The organism is Nocardioides sp. NPDC057577, from assembly GCF_042801335.1.
Classification (GTDB): Bacteria; Actinomycetota; Actinomycetes; order Propionibacteriales; family Nocardioidaceae; genus Nocardioides.
Genome location: NZ_JBHVGB010000008.1, coordinates 18,121 through 42,620, shown reverse-complemented (window position 1 = coordinate 42,620; position 24,500 = coordinate 18,121). Strand labels below are relative to the sequence as shown.

Annotated in this window: 24 protein-coding genes; 17 read left to right on the top strand and 7 right to left on the bottom strand. The window is 70.2% G+C overall.

What is annotated here, in order from left to right:
- Positions 1–5: 5 nt before the first annotated feature.
- Complete coding sequence (locus ACFU7D_RS03045) at positions 6–1,580, bottom strand: alkaline phosphatase D family protein (protein WP_378863130.1); 1,575 nt, start codon at positions 1,578–1,580, stop codon at positions 6–8.
- A 188-nt stretch (positions 1,581–1,768) separates the two neighbouring features.
- On the opposite strand from ACFU7D_RS03045, the gene ACFU7D_RS03040 reads away from it, so the two are divergent.
- Positions 1,769–2,212, top strand: coding sequence for a hypothetical protein (locus ACFU7D_RS03040; RefSeq protein WP_378863127.1), 444 nt, complete (start codon positions 1,769–1,771; stop codon positions 2,210–2,212).
- Here ACFU7D_RS03040 and ACFU7D_RS03035 read toward each other — a convergent pair.
- Entirely contained in the window at positions 2,185–3,429 is a 1,245-nt protein-coding gene (locus ACFU7D_RS03035) for an RNA polymerase sigma factor (protein WP_378863124.1), read from the bottom strand. The two genes, ACFU7D_RS03040 and ACFU7D_RS03035, sit on opposite strands and share 28 nt — an antisense overlap.
- Positions 3,430–3,467: 38 nt before the next feature.
- On the opposite strand from ACFU7D_RS03035, the gene ACFU7D_RS03030 reads away from it, so the two are divergent.
- The 7 genes from ACFU7D_RS03030 to ACFU7D_RS03000 all read left to right on the top strand — a co-directional run bounded on the left by ACFU7D_RS03030 (position 3,468) and on the right by ACFU7D_RS03000 (position 9,206).
- Positions 3,468–3,836: a YciI family protein gene (locus tag ACFU7D_RS03030; RefSeq protein ID WP_378863121.1), complete on the top strand. Its 369-nt coding sequence runs from the start codon at positions 3,468–3,470 to the stop codon at positions 3,834–3,836.
- Positions 3,837–3,887: 51 nt separating this feature from the next.
- Positions 3,888–4,796, top strand: a complete 909-nt coding sequence (locus ACFU7D_RS03025; RefSeq protein ID WP_378863118.1) for a hypothetical protein — start codon at positions 3,888–3,890, stop codon at positions 4,794–4,796.
- Between the two features lie 61 nt (positions 4,797–4,857).
- On the top strand, positions 4,858–6,711 hold the full coding sequence (gene lepA / locus ACFU7D_RS03020) for a translation elongation factor 4 (protein ID WP_378863115.1): 1,854 nt from the start codon (positions 4,858–4,860) through the stop codon (positions 6,709–6,711).
- Entirely contained in the window at positions 6,708–7,226 is a 519-nt protein-coding gene (locus tag ACFU7D_RS03015) for a GNAT family N-acetyltransferase (RefSeq protein WP_378863112.1), read from the top strand. Before lepA ends, ACFU7D_RS03015 begins: the two co-directional genes overlap by 4 nt.
- 176 nt (positions 7,227–7,402) lie before the next feature.
- Positions 7,403–7,933: a SigE family RNA polymerase sigma factor gene (locus ACFU7D_RS03010; protein WP_378863109.1), complete on the top strand. Its 531-nt coding sequence runs from the start codon at positions 7,403–7,405 to the stop codon at positions 7,931–7,933.
- The gene (locus tag ACFU7D_RS03005; RefSeq protein ID WP_378863106.1) at positions 7,930–8,865 is read left to right on the top strand and encodes a hypothetical protein; all 936 of its coding nucleotides are present in this window, start codon (positions 7,930–7,932) and stop codon (positions 8,863–8,865) included. The genes ACFU7D_RS03010 and ACFU7D_RS03005 overlap by 4 nt, the downstream gene beginning before the upstream one ends.
- A complete protein-coding gene (locus tag ACFU7D_RS03000; protein WP_378863103.1) occupies positions 8,862–9,206 on the top strand; it encodes a hypothetical protein in 345 nt (114 codons plus the stop codon). The genes ACFU7D_RS03005 and ACFU7D_RS03000 overlap by 4 nt, the downstream gene beginning before the upstream one ends.
- Here the strand turns inward: ACFU7D_RS03000 and ACFU7D_RS02995 are convergent.
- Positions 9,193–9,702: a hypothetical protein gene (locus ACFU7D_RS02995; protein WP_378863100.1), complete on the bottom strand. Its 510-nt coding sequence runs from the start codon at positions 9,700–9,702 to the stop codon at positions 9,193–9,195. The two genes, ACFU7D_RS03000 and ACFU7D_RS02995, sit on opposite strands and share 14 nt — an antisense overlap.
- A gap of 144 nt (positions 9,703–9,846) precedes the next feature.
- Between ACFU7D_RS02995 and ACFU7D_RS02990 the strand changes: the two genes are divergently transcribed.
- Both ACFU7D_RS02990 and ACFU7D_RS02985 read left to right on the top strand, forming a co-directional pair.
- Complete coding sequence (locus tag ACFU7D_RS02990) at positions 9,847–10,323, top strand: pyridoxamine 5'-phosphate oxidase family protein (RefSeq protein WP_378727716.1); 477 nt, start codon at positions 9,847–9,849, stop codon at positions 10,321–10,323.
- Between the two features lie 31 nt (positions 10,324–10,354).
- Complete coding sequence (locus ACFU7D_RS02985; protein ID WP_378863097.1) at positions 10,355–10,807, top strand: NUDIX hydrolase; 453 nt, start codon at positions 10,355–10,357, stop codon at positions 10,805–10,807.
- Here ACFU7D_RS02985 and ACFU7D_RS02980 read toward each other — a convergent pair.
- On the bottom strand, positions 10,792–11,316 hold the full coding sequence (locus tag ACFU7D_RS02980) for a cupin domain-containing protein (protein ID WP_378727714.1): 525 nt from the start codon (positions 11,314–11,316) through the stop codon (positions 10,792–10,794). The genes ACFU7D_RS02985 and ACFU7D_RS02980 overlap by 16 nt on opposite strands.
- A 69-nt stretch (positions 11,317–11,385) precedes the next feature.
- Between ACFU7D_RS02980 and ACFU7D_RS02975 the strand changes: the two genes are divergently transcribed.
- On the top strand, positions 11,386–12,273 hold the full coding sequence (locus ACFU7D_RS02975; RefSeq protein WP_378863094.1) for an aminoglycoside phosphotransferase family protein: 888 nt from the start codon (positions 11,386–11,388) through the stop codon (positions 12,271–12,273).
- A 42-nt stretch (positions 12,274–12,315) separates the two neighbouring features.
- A complete protein-coding gene (locus ACFU7D_RS02970; RefSeq protein WP_378863091.1) occupies positions 12,316–12,963 on the top strand; it encodes an MOSC domain-containing protein in 648 nt (215 codons plus the stop codon).
- Here the strand turns inward: ACFU7D_RS02970 and ACFU7D_RS02965 are convergent.
- Both ACFU7D_RS02965 and ACFU7D_RS02960 read right to left on the bottom strand, forming a co-directional pair.
- Complete coding sequence (locus ACFU7D_RS02965; RefSeq protein WP_378863088.1) at positions 12,960–14,051, bottom strand: hypothetical protein; 1,092 nt, start codon at positions 14,049–14,051, stop codon at positions 12,960–12,962. The two genes, ACFU7D_RS02970 and ACFU7D_RS02965, sit on opposite strands and share 4 nt — an antisense overlap.
- Complete coding sequence (locus ACFU7D_RS02960; protein WP_378863085.1) at positions 14,048–14,548, bottom strand: sigma-70 family RNA polymerase sigma factor; 501 nt, start codon at positions 14,546–14,548, stop codon at positions 14,048–14,050. Before ACFU7D_RS02960 ends, ACFU7D_RS02965 begins: the two co-directional genes overlap by 4 nt.
- A gap of 25 nt (positions 14,549–14,573) precedes the next feature.
- On the opposite strand from ACFU7D_RS02960, the gene ACFU7D_RS02955 reads away from it, so the two are divergent.
- From ACFU7D_RS02955 to ACFU7D_RS02935, 5 genes are all read left to right on the top strand, one after another.
- Positions 14,574–15,878 (top strand): MFS transporter, encoded by a 1,305-nt coding sequence (locus ACFU7D_RS02955; RefSeq protein WP_378863082.1) that lies wholly within the window; start codon positions 14,574–14,576, stop codon positions 15,876–15,878.
- The gene (locus tag ACFU7D_RS02950) at positions 15,875–17,632 is read left to right on the top strand and encodes a serine hydrolase domain-containing protein (protein WP_378863079.1); all 1,758 of its coding nucleotides are present in this window, start codon (positions 15,875–15,877) and stop codon (positions 17,630–17,632) included. Before ACFU7D_RS02955 ends, ACFU7D_RS02950 begins: the two co-directional genes overlap by 4 nt.
- 160 nt (positions 17,633–17,792) lie before the next feature.
- Positions 17,793–18,482 (top strand): hypothetical protein, encoded by a 690-nt coding sequence (locus ACFU7D_RS02945; RefSeq protein ID WP_378863075.1) that lies wholly within the window; start codon positions 17,793–17,795, stop codon positions 18,480–18,482.
- Entirely contained in the window at positions 18,479–20,065 is a 1,587-nt protein-coding gene (locus ACFU7D_RS02940; protein ID WP_378863072.1) for a Y-family DNA polymerase, read from the top strand. The genes ACFU7D_RS02945 and ACFU7D_RS02940 overlap by 4 nt, the downstream gene beginning before the upstream one ends.
- Positions 20,066–20,077: 12 nt before the next feature.
- Positions 20,078–23,503 (top strand): error-prone DNA polymerase, encoded by a 3,426-nt coding sequence (locus ACFU7D_RS02935; RefSeq protein ID WP_378863069.1) that lies wholly within the window; start codon positions 20,078–20,080, stop codon positions 23,501–23,503.
- A gap of 248 nt (positions 23,504–23,751) precedes the next feature.
- Here the strand turns inward: ACFU7D_RS02935 and ACFU7D_RS02930 are convergent, their stop codons facing one another.
- Positions 23,752–24,459, bottom strand: coding sequence for a GNAT family N-acetyltransferase (locus ACFU7D_RS02930; RefSeq protein ID WP_378863066.1), 708 nt, complete (start codon positions 24,457–24,459; stop codon positions 23,752–23,754).
- Between the last annotated feature and the right edge of the window lie 41 nt (positions 24,460–24,500).

The window sequence follows — 24,500 nt, the reverse complement described above, 5'->3', positions numbered from 1 at the left end:
AGACCCTAACGGAAACTCGGGTCCAGCGTCTTCGTAAAAAGAGCACCGCCGTCGATGTCCCGGAGGGTAACCGTGAGCTGCTGCGTACGCCCGTCGATCTCGACCTCGCCGAAGAACTGGAAGCCGTCGGCGGGCGAGGTGTTGGCGGCCGGGGGAGCGGCCACGAACTCGGCGGCCGGACCGAAGGTCGCGTCCAGCTTGTTGGGGCCGAAGGCGCCGGCGTTGAGCGGACCGGAGACGAACTCCCAGAACGGGTCGAAGTCCTGGTAGGCGGCGCGGTCGGGGTGGTAGGAGTGCGCCGCCGTGTAGTGGACGTCGGCGGTGAGCCAGACGTGGTTGCGGATGCCGAGGCGCTTGAGCCCGTTCAGGACCTTGGCGATGTCGAGCTCGCGGCCGAGCGGGGCGCCGCCGTCGCCCTGGGAGATGCCCTCCTGCAGGGTGCCGTCAGGGACGACCAGGCCGATCGGCAGGTCGGCCGCGATGACCTTCCAGGTGGCGCGGGAGGCGGCCAGCTCGCGCAGCAGCCAGCGGGTCTGGCGCTCGCCGAGGACACCGCCGTCGGCGCTCGTCTCGGCGTTGGTCGTGTTGGCGTCCTTGTGGGTGCGCATGTCGAGGACGAAGAGGTCCATCAGCGGGCCGTAGGAGAGCTTGCGGTAGATCCGGCCGTCCGGGTCGGGGGAGGCGTCGCCGACGGGGATGTACTCGTGGAAGGCCTGCTTGGCGCGGGCCGCGAGGACGTCCACGCGGCGCTCGGTGTAGCGGCCGTCGTCGGGGAGGATCTCGCCCGGGTACCAGTTGTTGGTGACCTCGTGGTCGTCCCACTGCGCCACGATCGGCGTCTGGGCGAGGAAGGCGCGCCAGTTGTCGGCGAGCAGGTTGTAGGCGTACTGCCCGCGGAACTCGGTCAGCGTCTCGGCGACCTTGTCCTTCTCCTCGGTGACGATGTTGTTCCAGACCCGACCGTCGGGAAGCGTCACGGTCGAGGTGAGCGGGCCGTCGGCGTAGACGTTGTCACCCGAGCTCAGGAAGAAGTCGGCCTCGCGCGCCGCCATCGCCGGCGCGATCCGGAAGCCACCGAAGTCGGGGTTGGCGCCCCAGCCCTGGCCGGCGATGTCGCCGGACCACAGGAACCGGATGTCCTGACGCTTGTTCGGCGCCGTGCGGAGACGGCCCAGCTCCCAGGCGCTGCCGCGGCGCGGGTCGTCGGCGTCGACGGCACGGATCCGGTAGAAGTAGTCGCGCCCCGCCTCGAGGCCGTTGACCTTCAGCTCCCCGGTGAAGTCGCTCCTCGCGGTCACGACGGGACCGTTGACCGGACGGGCGCGGCGGAAGGACTCGTCGGCCGAGATCTCCGCGACCAGGCGCGAGGTCTTGTCCGCACGGCTCCACAGGACGCCGCCTCGGGCGCCGACGTCGCCGGACTGGACGCCATGGGTGAGGTTCGGGCGGTTGCCGCGGACGAACGCGGGGGCGGAGGTGGGGACGGCGGCGTGGGCGGTCGCTGCGGTCGTGGGGATGACGAGTCCGACACCGGCGGCGGCACCGAGGCCGAGGACGGAGCGGCGGTTGAGTGGGGTCATGACCCAAACCTGCCGATCCCGGCGGAACGACCGGTGAGTTCCGCGGGTCGTGTCGGTGAACACGTACGCGATGGATGCCGGCTCCGGGTGAAAGAAGAGTTTCTTTCACCCGGATGTCGAGATCGCCAGGCGGGCTCCGAGAGAGGGGTGAAGGCCGGAGACGCCGGCCGCACACGAGGAGCGAGATCATGAACGACGAGTACGCCATGCCCGCACTGCCCGCACCGAGCCCCGGCGTTCGAGCCCTGGACCGGCTCATCGGCACTTGGAAGGTGACCGGCGGCGCGGACGGCGAGGTGACCTACCGCTGGATGGAAGGCGGCTACTTCCTGCTGCAGGACGTACGCCTGGAGCAGTACGGCCAGGTCACGACCGGGATCGAGGTGATCGGCAACCTGCGCCCGTTCGGTGAGGAGCCCAGCGCCGACGTGCACTCGCGCTACTACGACAACACCGGCGCCACCCTCGACTACGTCTACGAGCTCGACGGCGACACCCTCATCATCTGGGGAGGGGAGAAGGGCTCGCCGGTCAAGTTCGTCGGCACCTTCGACGAGACCGGTGACGTCATGACCGGCGAGTGGGACTACGCCGGCCAGGGCGGCTACGAGTCGACGATGACGCGGGCCTGATCCGCGCGCCGGAGCAGGTAGTCGCGCTCGGCCTCGTTGGCGGTCAGCTCCGCAGCGGCCCGGAACTGGGCGGCTGCGGAGGGATCGCGCCGCTGGTCCAGCAGGTGCGCACGCACTGCCAGGACGCGCTGCGCGGTCAGTGGATCGCCGGCGAGGCCGTGCTCGGCGTCGAGCTCGTCCAGCAGTTGCAGGCCGACCACCGGACCGAACGCGTGAGCCGCCGCGACCACGCGGCCCAGGCGGACCGGTGCGGTCGGCTGCGTACGTTCCAGCAGCAGATAGAGGCCGAGGATCTCGCGCCAGTCGGTGTCCGCGGCGGACTCCGCGTGGGCATGGACGGCAGCGATCGCAGCCTGAAGGAGGAACGGCCCCGGATCCCTCCGGCCCCACACCTCCTCCAGCACGGCCAGCCCCTCCTCGATCAGCGCGCGATCCCAGCGGGAGCGGTCCTGCACGGCCAGCGGCACCAGGCCGAGATCCGGGTCGGTGCGCGCCGGCCGGCGTGCCTCGGTGAGCAGCATCAGCGCGAGCAGACCGGCGACCTCGGGCTCGCCGGGAGCGATCCGGGCGAGCATCCGGGTCAGCCGGATCGACTCGTGCGCCAGGTCGACCCGGCCCAGCTCGGAGCCGGCAGTGGCGATGTAGCCCTCGTTGAAAACGAGGTAGAGAACGTCGAGCGCGGCATCTATCCGATCGGCGCGCTCGGCCTCCCCAGGCGGCGTGAACCGGGCGCCTGTCTTCCGCAGCGTCTGCTTCGCCCGGCTGATCCGGGTGCCCATGGTGTTCTCCGGAACGCCGTGCGCATGGGCGATCTCGGCCGTCGTCAGCCCGCCCACGGCGCGCAGCGTGAGCGCCACCTGCCCAGTCCGCGACAGCGCCGGATGACAGCACAGCAGCAACAGCGTCAGGCTGTCGTCGGTCCCCGCCGCCGGGCCCGCCGGCGTGACCGCCTCGGCGATCCCCACCTGGAGCTCGCGGCGATGGGCCGCCTGCTCGGAGCGGAGCAGATCCACCATCCGCCGGTAGCCGATCCTGGTCAGCCACGAGCGCGGGTTCTCCGGAACGCCGTCGCGCGCCCACTGGGCGCTGGCGTCCAGCAGCGCCTCCTGGACCGCGTCCTCGGCGGCCTCGAACCGGCCGAAGCGGCGGACCAGGGCGCTCAGGACGTACGGCGCCTCGGTCCGCAGGAGGTCCTCGAGCGCCGCTGGTCCGGTCATCCCCACAGAGCCTAGTTTCGGGGACTAGTTTTCGAGGCATGAAATACCTGATGCTGGGCTACACGCCCGCCGACGCGTGGGATCCGTCCGAGACCGCCTCCGAGGAGGCGTTCGCGGCGTTCGCGGAGTACCAGAAGTTCGAGCAGGAGCTGGTGGCCAGCGGCGAGCTGGTCAGCACCGAGGGGCTGGGGCACCCGGCGGTCTCGGTCACGGTCCGGCCGGGCGAGAACGGTCCGGTAGCGACCGACGGCCCGTTCGCCGAGCTGAAGGAGGTGCTGGCGAGCTTCGCGGTCATCGACGTGACCAGCCAGGAGCGCGCCATCGACATCGTGTCGCGGATCGTCGCGGTCCTCGGCGAACCGATCGAGATCCGGCCGGTGATGGGCGACGATTTCGCGCAGGTGTGACCCGCTGGGATGCGGGTGGCAGTATCTGCGGTGATGTGGGCAAGAAGGAACGTGTACGCCGCTGTGCTGCTCCTGGTAGCGCCGGTGCTGTTCGGCTGCGCCACCGAGCCCCCGGCCGACGCGGGGTCCGCCTCGCCGTCGATGCTCGCGAGTCCGGAGACCGAGACGTCGCCGAGCCCGCCACCACGCGCGCCGGAGTCGCTCGAGATCCCATCCGTCCCACCCGCTGATGATCGCGGGATCGTCGAGGGTGGTGACATGAGCTGGCCGCAGTGTCCCGAGGGGATGGGCATCAAGGAGCGTCGGACGCTGGGGCTGCCGATGCCGCTCGACTCGGCGGAGTACGTGGTCATCGGCCTCACCAACGGGCCGGCGTTCACCCCCAACCCGTGCCTGGCCACGCAGGTCGAGTGGGCGAAGAAGAACAAGGTGATGACCTCGGCCTATGCGGTCACCTCCTATCCCCGTGCCGCCACGATCCGTCAGTACGGCGGCGAAGGGCCGGGCGACCCGGACACGAAGATCGGCCGACTGACCAACGTCGGCTATCAGCAGGCGGTGTGGAATCTCGAGGAGATGAAGCGCGCCGGTCTGGAGTCGCCCTCGGTCTGGGTCGACGTCGAGCCGGTCGCGGTCTGGGAGTGGTCCGACGACATCGAGGCCAACCAGGCGGTGGTCAAGGGCGCCCTGGCCGGCTATCAGGACGCCGGGAAGCGGGTCGGGGTCTACTCGATCGAGGGCCTGTGGACGCCGATCGTCGGCGACCTGCAGCTGCAGCTGCCCGAGTGGCGCCCGGCGGGCGAGGCATCGCGGGCCGCGGCCCTGGAGCGGTGCGGTGGCGAGTGGATGTTCCAGGGCGGTGCGGCGGTGATGGTGCAGTGGCTCGAGGACGGCCGCGATCGCAACGTGACCTGCCCGGGCGAGTCGGTTCAGCTGCCGCTTTGGTTCCATCAGTACTGAGCGTGGGACAATAGGCGGTGACGTACCCGCCCCCGTTCTTGAGCATCTACGAAAGCAGCCTGTGACTCACTCCGCGCCACAGCCCGGCTCCACTGATCCGGCGATCATCCGCAACTTCTGCATCATCGCCCACATCGACCACGGCAAGTCGACGTTGGCCGACCGGATGCTGCAGCTGACCGGCGTGGTCGACGAGCGTGCCGCGCGGGCGCAGTACCTCGACCGGATGGACATCGAGCGCGAGCGCGGGATCACGATCAAGTCCCAGGCCGTGCGGATGCCGTGGACGGTCACCGAGGGCGACGATGCCGACAAGACGTTCGTGCTGAACATGATCGACACCCCCGGTCACGTCGACTTCACCTACGAGGTGTCTCGGTCGCTGCAGGCGTGCGAGGCGGCGATCCTGCTCGTCGACGCGGCGCAGGGCATCGAGGCGCAGACCCTCGCCAACCTATACCTGGCGATGGGTGCCGACCTGCACATCATCCCGGTGCTCAACAAGATCGACCTGCCCTCGGCCAACGTCGAGAAGTACGCCCTGGAGCTGGCCAACCTGGTCGGCTGCGAGCCGGAGGACGTGCTCAAGGTCTCGGCCAAGACCGGGCTCGGCGTCGAGGACCTGCTCAACCACATCGTCTCCGAGACCCCGCCGCCGGTGGGCGACCCGGACGCCCCGGCGCGGGCGCTGATCTTCGACTCCGTCTACGACACCTACCGCGGCGTGGTGACCTACGTCCGGGTCTTCGACGGCAAGCTGACCCACCGCGACAAGATCAAGATGATGTCGACCGGCGCGGTCCACGAGATGCTCGAGCTCGGCGTGATCAGCCCGGAGCCGGTCAAGGCCGACCACATCGGCGTCGGCGAGACCGGTTACCTGATCACCGGCGTGAAGGACGTACGCCAGTCGCGGGTGGGTGACACCGTCACCGGCAACAACCGCCCGGCCAAGGAGATGCTCGGCGGCTACTCCCACCCCAACCCGATGGTCTTCGCGGGGCTCTACCCGATCGACGGCGACCAGTACCCGGTGCTGCGCGAGGCGCTCGACAAGCTTCAGCTCAACGACGCTGCCCTGACCTACGAGCCGGAGACGTCGGGCGCGCTCGGCTTCGGCTTCCGCGTCGGGTTCCTCGGCCTGCTGCACATGGAGATCACCCGCGACCGTCTCGAGCGCGAGTTCAACCTCGACCTCATCTCGACGGCTCCCAACGTGGTCTACGACGTGATCATGGAGGACGGCTCCGAGCACATCGTCACCAACCCCTCGGAGTTCCCCGAGGGCAAGATCCGCGAGGTGCGCGAGCCGGTCGTCAATGCCACGATCCTCTCGCCGTCCGACTACATCGGCACGATCATGGAGCTGTGCCAGAGGAAGCGCGGCACGCTCGGCGGCATGGACTACCTCTCCGAGGACCGCGTCGAGATGCGCTACGTCCTCCCCATGGGCGAGATCGCCTTCGACTTCTTCGACCAGCTCAAGTCCTCGACGAAGGGGTACGCCTCGCTGAACTACGAGTTCAGCGGCGATCAGGCGGCCGACCTGGTCAAGGTCGACATCCTGCTCCAGGGCGAGCCCGTCGACGCGTTCTCCGCGATCGTCCACCGCGACGCCGCGTACAACTACGGCGTGATGATGGCCGGCAAGCTCAAGGAGCTCATCCCGCGCCAGCAGTTCGAAGTGCCGATCCAGGCCGCGATCGGCGCCCGCGTGATCGCGCGCGAGACCATCCGCGCCATCCGCAAGGACGTCCTCGCCAAGTGCTACGGCGGCGACATCTCGCGTAAGCGCAAGCTGCTGGAGAAGCAGAAGGAGGGCAAGAAGCGGATGAAGATGGTCGGTCGCGTCGAGGTCCCCCAGGAAGCCTTCGTCGCCGCTCTCTCCACCACTCAGGCCTCCGACAAGAAGTGACGTACGAGGTTCTGCCCGTCGGCGACGACCAGTGGTCGATCGTCGCGTGGCTGTGGCAGGACTTCCGTCACGATCTCGGGACGGTCGTCAACGGGTTCCCGCTGCCCGACGGCCGCTACCGCCACGAATGGCTAGACGCCTACCCGGCGCCGGATCGCAGCGGCTATCTGGCGTGGGCGCCCCACCCGAACACCGGTGAACCCGCGCCGATCGGGTTCGCGCTGGTCCGGGGCCTGCTCCCCGACCCGGAGCTGAGCCGCGACGAGCGGTTGATGCAGGCGTTCTTCGTCGTGCCCGCTGCCCGCCGTGACGGTCTTGGCCGTTCATTCGCGCTCGACGTCATCAGCCGGCACCCTGGGCTGTGGGCCATCCCGTTCCAGCACGACAACACCGCCGCCAGGTCGTTCTGGCCGCGGGTCGCTACCGAGGCGTGGGGGGCGGAATGGACCGAGACCACCGAGGCGGTCCCCGGGCGGGTGGATGTGCCGCCTGATCATTGGATCAGGAGTCGTTGAAGGGTCGCCGCCGACCCTTGCTTCGACTGCCACCCCGATCGGCCGTACTCCCCGATCACACACTCGCGGCCTGACCCCGCCACGTTCTACGCTCGGTGGTGGACAACCTTTCCCGGGGGCGACCTGGTCGTCCTTGATAGAGGCACCTCGTCGGAGGCGCCGAGCGGGGAGGGGACGTGGATGCCATCCAGGTCTCGGGCAAGGAGAGCAAGGCCGGGGCTGCTCGGGAGTTCGACGACTTCGTGGCGTCCTGCTCCACGCGGCTGCTGCGGACCGCCTACCTGCTGACCCACGACCGCGGGCGCGCCGAGGACCTGCTGCAGACGGCGCTGGTCAAGGCGTGGCTGTCCTGGTCGCGGATCGAGAGCGACCCGGTCGCGTACGTGAACAAGATCCTCGTCAACACCTACGCCACCTGGTGGCGGCGCCGGTGGAACGGCGAGCGCCCGACGCCTGAGCTGCCGGAGGCCGGGTACGACGAGGACCGTGCGGAGACCCACGACCTGTGGGCGGCGCTGGGGAGGCTTCCGGCGAAGCAGCGGGCGGTGATCGTGCTGCGATACATGGAGGATCTCAGCGAGGCGGAGACGGCCCGCCTGCTCGGCTGCTCGGTCGGCACCGTGAAGAGCCAGCGGGTGAAGGGGTTGGCCAAGCTGCGCCTCGACGGCGCGCTGGCCGAGGAGACGCACGGGGAGGTGGCCCGATGAGCATCGAACAGCTTCAGGAGACGCTGCGGGAACATGCCGCGGCGATCGAGGACGACACGGTCCTCGGTCGTGGTCCGGCTGTCCGTCGCAGGGCCGCGACGATCCGGCTCCGTCGGGCGCTGGTCGTGGCTGCGGTCGCGGTGATCGTGGTTCCGGTGGCGGTGATGGCCTCGCTCGGCGCGAACCCGTTCGACCGGACGGCACCGGTCGTGAGGCCGGTGCCCTCGAACGGGCCGTTCGTGGGGACGTACGCGGGCCGGACCTTGATCGACTCCGAGATCGCCACCGGGAGGAGCGAGCTCTCGTTCACCGCCGAGGCCTCCCGCAACACCGAGTGGAGGGCGGTCTGCCGTGGAGTCGGCAGTGGCTACACGCTGCACCTGTCGCTGGACGACGGCGAGCCCGGCCAGCTGCCCTGCGACGTGGAGCTCCTCTCGGGCCGCTGGATCTCCTACCAGCTCGGGCCGGAGTATCCGCAGGAGGGCACGCACACGCTTCGGCTCTGGCTGACCAGCACGTCCGGGAGAGCGAAGGCGCCACCCGCGGACGGACAGATCGGCGCTGCCGTCTACCGGCTTCCCGAGCCCGCGGCCACGGTTGCCGGCCACCAGGTTCAGGCACTCGAGATGGATGGCGGAAGCGAGTTCCGCCTGGTCAGGCGGGAGGAGTCCATGCCGGGCACTCGGGTCCTCTCCTCGACCTACTCCTCCCGGGCTCTCCCTGTCGAGGTGGACTGGTACACATCGGGTTCGGGCAGCCAGGAGGTGCAGGTCTACGTCGACGGCCGGCCCGAGACGGGGCTGATCCTCGGTGACGGCGGGCCAGGACTCGTCCTGACGCCCGAGGAGGCGCACACGGTGAGCCTGCGGATCGTCGGGGACGTGCCGGCTGATGCTCTGCTCGGAATCGTGTGGCGCGAGGAGGCCCGATGATGAAGCGGCGCGGCTGGATCTGGTGGTACGGGTTGTTCCTCGGCTGTCTGCTCCTCGCGGCGGGAGCGGCGGAGACCGTTCGAGTCGTACGCAGCGGCGACGGCGGTCTCCTGTTCTGGTTCGGCACCCTCGTCGGAGGTGGGTCGCTGGTCCTGGCCGGGACGCTCCTGCTGCCTCGACGGCCGAGGCCAGGATTCGTGCTGACGACGATCGGGTGCGCAGCCGGGTTGCTCCCCACCTCGTGGACGGTGATCGTGCCCGTGATGCTCGTGGTGCTGATCATCGCGAGCGGCAGGCGAGCCGCTGCGGCGCCGGTCGAGAGCCGGGTCAGGAGTGGATGAGCTCGATGCTGTCGAGGACGACGTCGAGGTCGTCGAGCCGCTGGTCGATGTCGTCGGGGTTCTGCCAGAACACGCGGATGCCGTCGGCCTGGACGTGGACGCAGTCGGCCGGCATGCCGTCGGAGTAGGACCACCAGCTGAGCCGCTCGCCCGCCAGGTCGCCGAAGGCGTCGGCCGGTGAGTCGTAGGTGACGTCCTTGACCTCGTCGTCACCGCCGATGTCCTCGTACTCCTTCAGTTCGTCGTTCAGGTCCGCGAGCGACTCCTTCTCGCCGATCTCGACGCTGAAGAAGCGGTCCTCGGAGGTGTGCCAGGTGCACTGGCCGTCGGGGGTCTGGTCGCTGGGAGCGGTGGACTCCGACTCGAACTCCTCCGGCACGTCCAGCTTCAGGATCACCCGCCTGTCGCCGACCATCCCCGGACACTCGGCCGCGGTGAACCCGTCCGGTGTCGAGGTGGCCGACGCCGAGAACGGCGTCGGCGCGTCCGTGGTCACCGGCCCCGAACCAGCCCCGCAGGCCGACGTGGCAGCGATCAGGACGATCAAGGGTGCAGCCCGAAATTGCATGCCGGCCAGTTCATCACAGCTGCGCAAGAACGGTCGGGTCGGCCGGGGGCGGGCGGTGGTTGAGTGAGGCACATGCGTACAGAACAGATCCGGTTTCCGGAGGGATACGGCACGCCGAGCGAGCTGCTGGCGTGGGAGGACGTACGTCAGCGCCTGGTCGAGGCGAAGCAGTTCTGGTTCGCGTTCGAGAGGCCGGGGCGGAGTCCGCACGTGACGCCGCTGGACGGGATCTGGTTCGAGGACGAGCTGGTCTACGGCGGCAGCCCCGAGACGCTGCACCGGCGGCTCGCGGCCGAGCATCCGAAGGTGACGGTGAACCTGCCGGATCCGTGGAAGCTGGTCGTCGTCGAGGGCGAGGTGAGGGAGTCGAGGTTCGCGCCGGAGGTCGCCGAGGAGATCGCGAGGCTGCTGAACGCGAAGTATCCCGAGTACGGCGAGAACGTCTTCGAGGCCAAGCACTACATCGAGGGCGCGCCGGCGGTGCATCCACGGCGCATCCGGGCCTGGACCTCGTTCCCGAAGGACGCGACCGCCTTCGTCTTCGACTGACTTTCGGCTGGACCGCGCTAGTCTCGCGGTGATGCACTTCACCGACTACGACACTCGGGTGGCGGCGTACGCCGTCATCGTCGACGACGCGGGGCGGATCCTGCTGAGCTGGTTCAACGGAAACCACCGCAACGACCCGGGCTGGACGCTGCCGGGCGGCGGCGTCGACTACGGCGAGCAGATGCCCGCCGCGGTCGTGCGCGAGGTCAAGGAGGAGACCGGCTACGACGTCGAGGTCGGGGCTCCGCTGACGACCGACGTGTTCGTGGTGCCGTTCGACCCCGGTCGCCGGCCCTACCAGTCCACCCGGGTGGTCTTCGAGGCACGGATCGTCGGGGGCGAGCTGGGGACGCTGGAGGTCGACGGAACCACCGACTTCGCCGCCTGGGTCGCGCTGGACGACCCCGCGATCGGAGCCGACTCCACCAGCCCGATCGTCCGGATGGGGATCGAGGCCCTGAAGGTCGCTCAGTCGACCCAGTAGTTGTCGTGGAGCTTGTAGAACTCGGCCATCTCGTCCGGACCGAGCTCGGTGCCTTCGGCCAGCTCGCGCAGCCCCTCGAAGTAGCCCTCCCGCGGCGCGCCCGGGGTGAAGTGGAGCAGCATCGAGGCGGGCTCGTCGGTGGTGTTGCGGAAGCCGTGCAGCCCGCCGACCGGCACGTGCACGAAGTCGCCGGCACCGGCCGGGATCCACTCCTCGCCGTTGTAGATCCGCACGGTCCCGGTCAGCACGTAGAACGACTCGGCCACGGCACGGTGGAAGTGGGGCCCGGGGCCGGTCTCGTTGGGGCCGAAGTGCCAGCGGTAGAGCCCGTAGTCGCCCGCGGTCGTCGCGCCGGTGGCGAGATAGTCGACCTTCACCCCGTTGGGATACTCGAGGTCGGGAGCGGTCTTGTCGGGACGGTGGAACGCCGAGACCTCACCGGCCTCGCCGTCGTAGCGCTCGGGCGGGTAGGGAACACCTCGGGTCCCCATCGACTCTGGAAGTGACATGGCCTCAACCTGCCCGATCCGCTCGGCGTTGGGAAGCCCATTAGAAGTCGCGTCAGTAGGGTTGCGGCCGTGACCCTCGTCCCGGACTCCTTCCTGGCCCTGGCCGCCAACGGGCCGTCGTGGGCGGCGTGGCTCGACGACCTCCCGGGGCTGTTGCGCGACCTGGTCGAGGAGTGGGCGCTGACCGTCGACGGACCGTCGGTCCATGGCAGCTGCGCGGTCGTGCTTCCGGTCCGCACCGCCGAGGGCGAGATCGCGGTGCTGAAGGTCGGCTGGCCGCACTGGGAGGCCGAGCACGAGGCGCTGGCGCTGCAGGTGTGGGGCGGTCAGGGTGCCGTACGCCTGCTGCGGGCGGACCCGAAGCGGTTCGCGCTGCTGCTCGAACGGCTGCATCCTTCGGACCTCACGGAGATGTGGGACGTGCAGGCGTGCGAGATCGTGGGCGGGTTCTACCGGCAGCTGCACCTCCCGGCTCCGCCGCAGCTGCGTACGTTGTCGGCGCAGGCCGCGCGCTGGGCGAGCGAGCTCGGCGAGCGTCGGCTGCCGGTGCCCCCGCGGATGGTCGAGCAGGCCCGGTCGATCGCTCGCGACTTCGCTGCCGACGAGGCGACCGACGGGACGCTGATCCACACCGATCTCCACTACGAGAACGTCCTGCGTGGCGATCGTGAGGAGTGGCTGGTCATCGACCCGAAGCCTCTCTCCGGCGACCCGCACTACGAGCTCGCGCCGATGCTCTGGAATCGCTTCGAGGAGTATGCAGGGCGGATCCGGGACGGCGTACGCGACCGGTTCTTCGCCCTCGTCGACGCCGCCGAGCTCGACGAGGACCGGGCCCGCGCCTGGACGGTGCTGCGCTTGATGGTCAACGTCAAGGACGAGGTCGAGGACAACCAGGCGCCTGACAAGGAGTGGATCACCGCGATGGTCTCGGTGACCAAGGCGGTCCAGGACTGAAACCCGTTCGACCGCCGTCGCGTGCCGGGGGAGAATCGCTCCGTGCCCATCGTGCGAAGCGTGAACATCGGTCAGTCCAAGCCCGCGGAGTGGGCGGAGGTGGGCGCCACCTCGATGGAGAAGCTGGCGACGCCTGGGCCGGTGACGGTCGGCAGGGAGGGCATCGTCACCGACACCCAGACCGACCGCCGCCACCACGGCGGCGAGGAGCAGGCCGTCTACGCCTTCGCCCGCGAGGACCTCGATGCGTGGGGCACCCGCCTGGGCGTGACGCTGCGCGACGGCCAGTTCGCCGAGAACCTCACCACCGAGGGGATCGACATCAACGAGGCCCTGGTGGGGGAGCAATGGCGGATCGGGACGGTGCTGCTGCAGGTCTGCAGCGTGCGTACGCCGTGCAACGACTTCAAGAACTGGATGGGTGTCTCGGGGTACGACGACGGCCGTTGGGTCAAGCGGTTCACCGCTGAGGGGCGCCCCGGGCCCTACCTGCGGGTCCTCGAGGAGGGCGAGCTGCAGGCCGGTGACGAGATCGTCGTCGTCCACCGCCCCGACCACGACATCACCGTCTCGACCCTGTTCCGGGCCCTCACCACCGACCGCAGCCTGCTCCCGAGCCTCATCGGGATCGAGGGGCTCGGGGACAAGCCGCGGGGCAAGGCGGAGACGTACGTCGCCGCCAGGTCCTAAGGACCGCAGGGCTTTCCGCGGCAGCCCCTCAGATAGAGGCCGTCGGCGGAGCGGCCCTGGATCTGGAGCTTGTCCAGCTGATCCGTGGTGAGCCTCCCGGTCGGGATCAGCGCGACTGCGACGTTGTCCTCGGTGATGGTCGCGTCGAACCGCTGCTTGCCGACCCAGAACCAGGCGGACTCCACCGTCTCGTTGCCGAGCGATCGGGTCACCCGGACTCCCTCAGCGGTCTCGGTCCATTCGGTCACCGGCGGTTCCCGCACCGCGTCACCCCGCCCGGGGTAGACCAGATCGCCGTCGGCGTCATAGGCGCGGAAGCTCGCCGACGCGACGGCAACCTCGTGGTCGGTCCAGGCGACCGCCACGCCGTTGACGATGGTGGCCGGGATCTCCTCCCCGCTCGAGATGAAGACCACCTTGGCGACGTCCATCCCCGCAGGGAGGGGAAGACGGAACTCCGTGCCATCGCCGGCGCCACCACGGTAGAAGTCCTCCCACGGCCCGGTCTGCGCGAAGGCGCCCCAGATCTCGGGTATGCCGGAGGCCCCCGCGAGGTCTGGTCCGCTGTCAGCGCTCCGGTCGGGGTCGTACGTCGTCGAGCAGGTCACCTCGTAGTCGCGGCCGTCGAAGATCGCCATCGCCGTCGCGCCACGCTTCTCGGCGAGGAAGGGCCAGGTGCCTGCAGGGATCTCCTCGATCTCATCGGGGTCGATGGCATTGTTCGCGTCGGGCGCGTAGGCGTAGCGAAAGTCCATGTCGTCCCAGGCGGTCTTCAGGCATCGCTTGCTCAGCTCGTCGAGTTCCTCGGGCGTGAGGTTGGTCGGCTCGCCGGACCAGCCGATCGGAGTCTTCTGCTGAGGTGCAGCCGACCTCGACGGCTCGGGAGTGGCGATGTCGGAGTCGATCAGCCGATCGGGGATCGCGACATACGCCATGACGCCGGCGATCGAGAAGGCGGCGACCGCGGTGGCCGCCTTCGCCACGCGACGGCGGCGGCGCATCCGATCCCCCCGGCGCAGGATCTCGTCGGCAGGTACGTCCAGGGTCTGGCGACCGCTGTTGCGCAGCAAGGTCTCGATGTCGTTCATGACAGCATCCCTTCGGTGTCGGACAGCTGCAGCCGCAGGGCCTTGAGGGCGTGGTGGAGCGTGGCGGAGACGGTGCCGCGAGCGATCCCGAGCTCGTGGGCGGTCGTCTCGGCATCGAGGTCGAGGAAGTAGCGCAGCGCAATCACCTGGCGTTGACGCGGTGGCAGCCGGCGTATGGCATCCAACAGGTCGTGGCCGTTGTCGTCGGATCCGTGGCGGGGGAGCTCTTCGGGAGTTTCGGGAACGATCAGCTCGCGGCGGCGCTTGCGCCACCAGGAGATGTCGACGTTGATCGCGGTGCGCACCACCCATGCCGCCGGAGAACTGGCCAGTCTGACCGTCGGCCAGCGCGACCAGGCGCGCGCGAAGGCCTCGGCGATCGCTTCCTCGGCTCGCCCTGGGTCCATGCCGGTCGCGATCGCCGCACGCAGGCAGCGGTCCTTGGCACCGACGTAGAAGTCGGAGAACTCTTTTCGGCTCACGCCTGAGTGACGCACGGGCGCCATTATCGGTTTAGTCGCGATGCGAACCGCATCCGAAAACCCGTTGGACGTCGACGCGGTCGAGCGACAGACTGCGCCGGTGAGCATCCGGGAGAGCCTCTTCGTCCTCAAGGATCGCGACTTCGGATGGTTCTTCGCCTCGCGGTTCGTGAACCTCGCCGGGTCCTCGATGTCGCACGTGGCGCTCGCGTTCGCGGTGCTGGAGGTGACCGACTCGGCCTCGGCGCTGGGCTACGTGGTCGCCGCGCACACCATCCCGATGGTCGTGTTCCTGCTGGTCGGAGGGGTGATCGCCGACCGGTTCCCGCGGCGGCTGGTGCTGCAGCTGAGCAACGTGGCCTCGGCCTTGACCCAGGCGGCCGCGGCAGCGCTGGTCATCACCGGGCACGCGGAGATCTGGCATCTGGTCGTCCTGCAGGCGATGAACGGCACCACGATGGCGATGGCCTTCCCGGCGATGCAGGGGATGGTGCCGCAGCTCGTGGCGAAGAAGGACCTGCAACCGGCCAACCTGCTGCTCTCGATGTCGCGCGGCACGCTGACGGTCCTGGGCCCGTCGGTCGCGGCCGCTCTCGTGGTCGGCGTCGGTGCCGGCTGGGCGCTGGCGGTCGACGCTCTGACCTGGCTGCTCGCGGCGCTCTTCCTGCTCCCGGTGCGGATCCCGCCGCGCCCGGCAGACGAGGAGAAGACCTCGGCTCTCGAGGATCTGCGGGCGGGGTGGACGTACTTCCGCAGCACCACCTGGCTGTGGGTCGTGGTGGTCGCCTTCATGGTCCTCAACGCGATCCAGTCCGGCGGTCTGAACGTGCTGGGCCCCGCGTACGCCAAGTCCTCATCGCTCGGCGTCGAGGGCTGGGGCCTGGCCAACTCGGCGCTCGCGGCGGGGATGCTCATCATGACCATCGTGCTGATGCGCGCCACGATCCGGCGCCCGTTGCGAGCGGGGATGTTCGGGATCATGGCGTTCTCGCTGCCCTTCTTCGCGCTCGCGCTGTGGCCGGAGACGCTGCCGCTCATCGTGGCGATGGCCGTCGCCGGCGCCGGGATCGAGATCTTCAGTCTCGGCTGGAGCCTCGCGATGCAGGAGAACGTTCCCGGCGAGATGCTCTCGCGTGCCTACTCCTACGACGCGCTCGGCTCGTTCCTCGCGATGCCGGTCGGACAGCTGCTCTACGGGCCGTTGGCGGGCTGGTTCGGGGAGCGCCCGGTCTTCCTGGTCAGCGGCGTGCTCTACGCCGCGGTCTGCCTTGCCGCGCTCTCGGTGCCGTCGGTGGTTAGGCTGCAACGCGTCGAGCAACCTGCCACCGAAGGAACGCGCGTATGAACCTCTCTGTCGTCGACGAGCTCTTCCAGCAGCGCTTCGAGGAGAACCTGACTCCGGGGCTGGCCTATGGGGTCGTACGCGGCTCCGAGCTGCTCCACTCCGGAGCCTTCGGTGCGGTCCGGGACGGTGGCCCGGCGCCGACCGCGGAGAGCGTCTTCCGGATCGCGTCGATGTCGAAGTCGTTCACGGCGGCCGCGGTGCTGCTGCTGCGCGACCGCGGGCTGGTCGACCTGGACGAGGCGATCGCGCAGTACGTACCCGAGCTCGTCGACCAAGCGCCCTACTCCGCCGACTCGCCGGCGGTGACGCTGCGGCTGCTGCTCTCGATGTCGGCCGGGCTGCCGACCGACGACCCGTGGGGCGACCGGCAGGAGTCGTTGTCGTACGACGACTTCGGGACGTTCCTCGACGGAGGCTTCTCGACCGGACAGGAGCCGGGGGTCGGGTTCGAATACTCCAACCTCGGCTATGCGCTGCTCGGGCGCGCGATCGAGAACGTCGTCGGTGGTTCCTCTCCCGAGGGAGCCAACCGGGACTTCATCGAGCACGAGCTGCTGGCGCCGCTGGGGATGACCTCCTCGGCCTACTCGCCGTCCGCCGTTCCGAATCGGGTGCCTGGTCATGTGCCGCCGCTGCACCCGGCGTGGGCGGGGGACCGGTTGTCGGGCCCGCCGACCTGGACGGAGGTGCCGCCGGTGGCGTCGGGGTCGTTCGCGGCGATGGGCGGCATGCACTCCTCGGTCGCCGACCTGGCGCGCTGGGTCGGTGGGTTCGTGTCGGCCTTCTCCGCTGAGGTCGACGGGCACCCGCTGTCGAAGGCGTCGCGGCGGGAGATGCAGCAGCTGAACCGGTTCGGCGGGGTGTCCTCGTCGGTGGAGCTCTCCGGGCCTGAGGCCGGGATCAGGGCGGTCGCCGTGGGCTACGGCTACGGCCTCATGGTCGACCACGACAGCCGGCTCGGGCAGTTCGTCCACCACTCCGGCGGCTACCCCGGCTACGGCTCGCGGATGGTCTGGCACCCCGCGTCCGGTCTCGGTGTGATCACGCTGTCCAACAGCACCTACGCCGGTGCCGGGGTGACCGCGATGACCGCGCTGCGTTCGCTGGTGTCGGACGAGCTCGCCGACGGTGGTCCGCACCGGTTCTCGACGGTGGTCAAGGGCCTGCGTCCGCGGCTCGACTCGGCGCTGGAGGTCGCGGTCGAGCGGCTGCGTACGTTCGACCCGGCGGGTCCGGAGGTCTTCGCGCTGCCGTCGCTGTTCGCCGACAACGTCGAGCTCGACGCCCCCGACGCCGCCCGGCGCGTCCAGATCACCCAGGCGCGCGCGAAGGTCGGGCTGCCGCTCGGCGGCGCGCCCTACGGCTACTTCGGGCGCGCGATGGGCGTCGCGCTGGCCGTGGTGCCGGCGGAGAAGGGCCGTTACGACATCGAGGTCATGCTCTCCCCGGAGGCCGAGCCACGCATCCAGACCCTGCGGGTGGTGGCGATCCCGGATGCGCACGAGGGCCTCGTCGCCGCAGCCCGCGCGGCCCTCGAGGAGGACTCCCCGGTCATCGCCGCCCTCCGCGCCTTCGGCGTGCCCGAGCTGATCACTACGCCCTTGTCTGGCGATGGCTCGTCCAAGGCCGACTTCCTCGTCGTCGCCGGCGCGACGTACTGGAAGGTCGCGGTGGGCGCGAAGGCCGTCGTCTCGGCCTTCCCCACTTCCGACCACCCCCGCCTCACCTACCTCGCCTCCGCTCTCCGCGGCTGACCCTCCTGCCGAGGCGTCACTCGCGTCGGCCGAGGCGTCGCCCGCGTCGGCCCAGTAGGCAATCGACTGCCCACTCGGCCGACGCAGCTGACGGCTCGGCCTGCGGGAGTGACGCCTCGGCGGCCTTGCTCTGTTCGAACAAATGTTCGATACTCATTGAGTGGGAGTGGTAGCGGGGATTGAGCAACACCAGAAGCTGGCTCAGATCGAGCAGCTCCGGTCGAAGGTGCGCCGGCTGGAGCAGAAGCCGGGCATGGGCGCGGAGCTGGCGACGCACGAGGCGCTGGGTGGGGTGGTGCAGCTCCGGGCCGGAGGGACGTACGCGGCCGACTCGCTGGCGCTGGCGATGCTGCTGCTCGCGGGGCCGTCGGGAGCGGGGGAGTGGACCGCCGTCGTCGGGGTCGAGGACTTCGGCGCCGAGGCGGCGGCCGAGACCGGGGTCGACCTGGAGCGGACCATCCTGGTGCCACGGCCCAAGGACTCCTGGCTGGAGGCGACCGCGGCGCTGGTCGATGTGACCACGCTGGTGCTGGTCCGGCCGACAGGACGGGTGACCCCGAGCGTCGCCGAGAAGATCGGCGCCCGGCTGCGCACCCGCGGCGCCGCGCTGGTCGCGCTGGGGGAGTGGCCGAGAGTGGACGTACGCCTGCGGGCGACCGAGCCGCGCTGGGTCGGGCTGGGCAACGGCGACGGCCATCTCCGGGCGAGAAGGATGGTGGTCGAGGCGGTGCGCGGGACGGCTCCGCCGCGGCGTACGGCGCTCTGGTTCCCGGCCGAGGACGGCACCCTCGGGCGTGTCCTCGAGCCTGTCGCGGACCTCGCTGACCTGCGGAAACAGGAGTCGGCATGACCATCCAGAAGAGCCGCACGCTGGTGGTCTGGTGCGCCGACTGGCCGGTCGCCGCGGCGCTGGGCGATGCCGGCCTGCCGCGCCATCTGCCCGCGGCGGTCTTTGCGCAGAACCGGGTCCAGGCCTACAACCAGGCGGCGCGCGAGTTCGGGATCAAGCGCGGGATGCGGCGCCGGGACGCCCAGTCGCGCTGCCCGGAGGTGCAGGTGCTCGCCGCCGACGAGGCCCGTGATGCGCGGGTCTTCGAGGAGGTGCTGGTGCGCCTGGAGGAGCTGCGCCCGGGTGTCATGCCGCTGCGTCCGGGGCTGGTCGCGCTGCGCTCGCCCGCACGCTTCTACGGCGGCGAGGCCGAGGCCGGTGCGGCGATCGCCGAGTGTGTGGTCGGGCTCGGGATCTGGGACGTCCGGATCGGCATCGCCGATGAGCTCTTCACCGCCGAGCAGGCCGCGCGGAGCGCCGGGCTGCAGGAGACGTACGCCGTCCCGGCAGACGGTGGCTCCACCGCGTTCCTGCGCGCCCTGCCGGTCCATGTCCTCGAGGACGCGAACGCGGTCAGCCTGCTGCAGCGGCTCGGCCTGACCACGCTCGGCGGCCTCGCCGACCTGCCCGGCGCCGACGTCAAGGCGCGCTTCGGCGCGCAGGCCGCCTGGGTCCGCCAGGTGATCCACGGTGAGGGAGCGCGGCCGGTGACCGGGCGTACGCCACCGCCCGAGCTCGCCACCGAGGTCGCCTTCGAGCCGCCGCTCGACTCCGCCGAGGCGGTCTGCTTCTCGGCCCGGCAGAGCGCGGAAGGCCTTGTGAAAGGGCTGGCAGCGCGCCAAGAGGTGTGTGTCGAGGTGCGGATCGAGGTGGAGACAGAGGTTGTGAACCTGAGCGTGGCCCCTGGGTCACTCTCAGGTTCACAACCCACCAGAGTCTGGGCGCACCCGCGATGGTTCTCAGCGGCAGACCTGATCGACCGGCTTCACTGGCAGCTGGTCGGGACGCTGAGGGTCGGGGACATCAGGTCGGCGGTGACCGGGGTCAGGTTCGTGCCGGAGGTGGTGGTGCCCGAATCGGTGCACGCCGACGGCCTGTGGGGCGGCACCGATGAGCGCGTGGAACGGGGGGTCGCCCGGGTGCAGGGGCTGATCGGGCACGAAGGGGTGGTCCGGCCGGTGCTCCAGGGCGGCCGTTCGCCGCGCGATCGGCAGGCGCAGGTGCCGTGGGGAGATCGTCCGACCACGCTGCGTGACCGCGCGCTGCCCTGGCCGGGGTCGATCCCGTCCCCGGCCCCTGCCCGCGTACTGGCGGACCCCTGGCCGGCTGAGGTCTGTGACCAGGCCGGCCGGCCGGTAGTGGTTCTCCCGCGGGGAGGTCTCTCCGGCGACCCGGCCCGTTATCGGCCCTCGGCCGGCCAGGGATCTACAGAGCCCTGGCAGCGGGTGGCCTCCTGGGCCGGCCCCTGGCCGGTGACCGAGGGGTGGTGGGAGCCCGACGGCGGGCGCCGGATCGCCCGCTTCCAGCTCGTCGGGGTCGACGGCCGCGCCTGGCTGGCCACCTTCGACACCGACCACTGGCTCACCGAAGCCAGCTACGACTGATGGGGCAGACCGATGGGCTGGAACAACCCCGAGATCCCCTGGAAGGAGCTGGAGCGACGGCTGTCCGGCCGCCCGCCGAAGGATCCCTACGGCGACGCGCCGATCTCGCGCCGCAAGAAGCGGCTGACCGATGAGGAGGTACGCGGGCCGGAGGGCCCGGTGGTGCCGTACGCCGAGCTCCACGCACACTCCGACTTCTCCTTCCTCGACGGAGCGAGCTCGCCGTCGGCGCTGGTCGCCGAGGCGATCCGGCAGGGGCTGCACGGGATCGCGATCACCGACCACGACGGGTTCTACGGGGCGCCGGCCTTCGCCGAGGCGGCGCAGAAGCTGGGCCCGGCCGGCGAGAGCGACCGGTTGCGGACCATCTACGGCGCCGAGCTGTCCCTGGGTCTGACCAAGCCGCAGAACGGGATCGCCGACCCCGAGGGCAGCCACCTCCTCGTGCTCGCCCGGGGTGTCGAGGGCTACCGGCAGCTGGCCGGCGCGATCACCGAGGCGCAGCTGCGCGGCGACGAGAAGGGGCGGCCGGCCTACGACCTCGACGAGCTCGCCGACCGGGCCCGCGCCGGCAACTGGCTGTTCCTGACCGGCTGCCGCAAGGGCGCCGTACGCCAGGTGCTCACCGACACCGGCCCGATCGCCGCGGCCCGGGCGCTGCGCGAGCTCACCGATCGTTTCGGGCACGAGAACGTCGTCGTCGAGCTGACCGACCGCGGCCATCCGACCGACTCCTACGACAACGACCTGCTCGCCGGCATCGCCCGCGAGGCCGGCCTGCCCACGGTCGCCACCAACAACGTCCACTACGCCACGCCCGACCGGCACCGGGTGGCCGATGCGCTCGCGGCGGTCCGCGCGCGGCGCACCCTGAGCGACATCGCCGGCTGGCTCCCGGCCGGCCCGGTGGCGTACGTCAGGTCGGGGGAGGAGATGGAGCAGCTCTTCCGGCGTTACCCCGGCGCGGTGGCACGCAGCGTCGAGATCGCCGAGGAGTGCGCCTTCGACCTGCGCAAGGCCACCCCCAAGCTGCCCAAGCGCGGGATCCCCGAGGGCGAGACCGCCGCGAGCCGGCTGCGCTATCTGACCGAGGAGGGTTTCCGGGAGCGCTACGAGGAGGCGTACGCCGACAACCCCGAGCACGTCGCGAAGGCGCGCAAGCGTGTGGACCATGAGCTCGAGGTCATCGAGCGCAAGGACTTCCCGGGCTACTTCGTGATCGTGCACGACATCGTCGAGTTCGCCCGGAGCAAGGACATCCTCTGCCAGGGGCGAGGGTCGGCGGCGGCGTCCGCGGTCTGCTACGCGCTCGGGATCACCGCGATCGACCCGGTCTTCTACGAGCTGCCGTTCGAGCGGTTCATCTCCGTGCATCGGGAGGAGGAGCCCGACATCGACGTCGACTTCGATTCCGACAAGCGCGAGCAGGTGATCCAGTGGGTCTATGACACCTACGGCCGGCGCAACGCCGCCCAGGTCGCGAACATCGTCGGCTACCGGCCGAAGATGGCGGTCAGGGACGCGGCCAAGGCGCTCGGCCACAGCCCCGGCCAGCAGGACGCCTGGTCCAAACACCTCGGCTACTCCCGCGTCGAGGCGCCGGACGACGTCGGCATCCCCGCTCCTGTCCTCGCGCTGGCCGAGGAGATCCACGGAGCCCCGCGCCATCTCGGCATCCACTCCGGCGGCATGGTGCTGACCGAGGAGCCGATCGGCGAGGTCGTACCCATCGAGCGCGCCCGCATGGAGAAACGCACCGTGATCCAGTGGGACAAGGACGCCGCCGAATACATGGGGCTGGTGAAGTTCGACCTGCTCGGGCTCGGGATGCTGGCGGCGCTCGATCACATGATGCATCTGGCTCTCGAGCATCTGGGCGAGGGGTGGACCCTGGCAACCATCCCCAAGGAGGAGCCGGCGGTCTACGACATGCTCTGCCGGGCCGACTCGATCGGGGTCTTCCAGGTCGAGTCGCGCGCGCAGATCGGCACCCTGCCGCGTCTGCAGCCGCGCTGCTTCTACGACCTGGCCATCGAGATCGCGCTCATCCGGCCCGGGCCGGTGCAGGGCGGGGCGGTCCATCCCTACGTACGCCGGGCCACCGGGCGCGAGGAGGTCAGCTACGCGCATCCACTGCTCGAGCCGGTGCTGGAGCGCACTCGCGGGGTGCCGCTGTTCCAGGAGCAGCTCATGGAGATGGGCAGGGTCCTGGGCGACTTCGACCACGACGACGCCGACCTGCTGCGCCGGGCGATGGGCTCGAAACGTGGCCTCGAGCGCATCGACTCGCTCAAGGAGCAGCTCTACCAGGGCATGCGCGCCAAGGGCATGAGCGAGCAGACGGCGGAGGCGGTCTACACCCAGATCCTCTCGTTCGCGAACTTCGGTTTCGCCGAGTCCCACGCGCTGAGCTTCGCCAAGCTCGTCTACGCCTCGTCGTGGTTCAAGCTCCACTACCCGGCCGCGTTCCTGGCCGGCCTGCTCCGCGCGCAGCCGATGGGCTTCTACTCGCCGCAGTCGCTGACCCAGGACGCCCGCCGCCATGGAGTGGAGGTACGCCGCCCCGACCTCGTCCTCAGCCAGGCCGCCGCAGACCTGGAGTCGCTCGATGTCGACGTGTCGGCGACGGGGAAGGAGGACTGCCGGCTGGACGGGGAGAAGACCCCGTGGGTGCCCGGCACTCCCGACCCGACCCCGGAGCACCGGCGTGACGGCAACTTCGCGGTGCGGCTGGGCCTGGACTCCGTACGCGGCATCGGCAAGGACATCGCCGAGCGGATCGTGAAGGCCCGCGAGGAGGCGCCGTTCAAGGACTCCCTCGATCTCTCCCGTCGCGCCGGGCTGGAACGCGCCCAGCTCGAGGCACTGGCGACCGCTGGATGTTTGGAGGTGTTCACATCGAGCCGTCGCCAGGCGTTGTGGCAGGCGGGGTGGACCGAGACCCAGGACCAGCTCGAAGGGGTGAGGTTCACCGCCGAGACCCCCGCGCTGCCCGGCCTCGACCCGGTCGAGGAGACCCTGGCCGACCTGTGGGCGACCGGCGTGACCCCCGGCAGCCATCCCTTCGCCCATCTCCGTGCCGGCCTGACCGCGGCGGGACTCCCGAAGATCAGCGACCTCCCCACCTCGGACCCCGGCCGACGCATCACCGTCGCCGGCCTGGTCACCCACCGTCAGCGTCCCGGGACCGCAGGCGGCGTCACCTTCATCAACCTCGAGGACGAGACCGGCATGCTCAACGTCGTCTGCTCCGCCGGCCTGTGGAGGAAGCACCGCAAGATCGCCGTCTCCACCTCCGTCATGCTCATTCGCGGCATCCTCGAGCGCAACGACGGAGTGACGAACCTGGTCGCCGACCGCCTCGCCCCGCTCGAGGAGATCCACCCCGAGGCCGCCAGGGCCATCGCCGCCCGCCACCGCTCCCGCGACTTCCACTGACCCTCGCCGAGGCGTCAGCTAGGTCGGCCGAGGCGTCATCCTGGTCGGGCGAGGCGTCAGGTAGGTCGGCCGAGACGTCACGTACGTCGGCCGAGGCGTCAGCTAGGTCGGGCGAGGCGTCAGGTAGGTCGGGCGAGTGGGCAATGGGTGACGTTTCGGTCGACCGGGGTGACGCTTCGGTCGACGTACGTGACGCTTCGGCCGACCGGGGTGACGCTTCGGCCGACGGGGGTGACGCCTCGGCAGGGTCAGGCGGGCGCGCGGAAGAGCTCGAAGGTGGTACGCCGTCGCTGCTCGAAGCCGAGGCCGAGGTAGACCGAGATGGCGCCGGTGTTGGCGACCGAGGCGTGCATCAGGGCACGGGAGCCGCGGGCGTGGATGTCGGCGGTGACCGCGCGGACGAGGCGGCCGGCGAGGCCGCGGCCACGGGCCTCGGGCGCGGTGCAGACGGCGCTGATCTCGATCCATCCGCCTGGGTGCATCCGCTGGCCGGCCATCGCGACGAGGCGGCCCTCGTGGCGCAGCCCGAGATACGTACCCATCGTGTGGGTCGACTTCTCGAACGGCCCCGGTTCGGTGCGGGCGACGAGGTCGAGCATCTCGGGCACGTCGGCGGCACCGAGCACGACCGCCTCGGGGTCAGGTGCGGCCGTGACCCGTGACGTCTCGACGAGCTGTACCCCTTCACCGCCGCCGTCCATCTCCCAGCCCTCGCCGCAGACACCGGCGGCTCCGGTGATCAACGCGGTGCCACCGGGTCCGACCGCTGCGGCCAGGTCGCGCCATGCCTGAGCCGAACCCGGGTCGGAGACGGCAGCGAAGGGCGAGACGTCGGGACGGTAGCGACGAGCGAGCCCCGAGCCCTCGGCGAGCGGGGCGTGCGCACCGGTCAGCGAGTGCCAGACCGGGTTGTCGAGAACATCGTCGAGAAGAAGATCAGGCTGCGAGACGGACACCCCGGAATTTTCTCACCACGGTCCCAGTCACGGTTAACCCT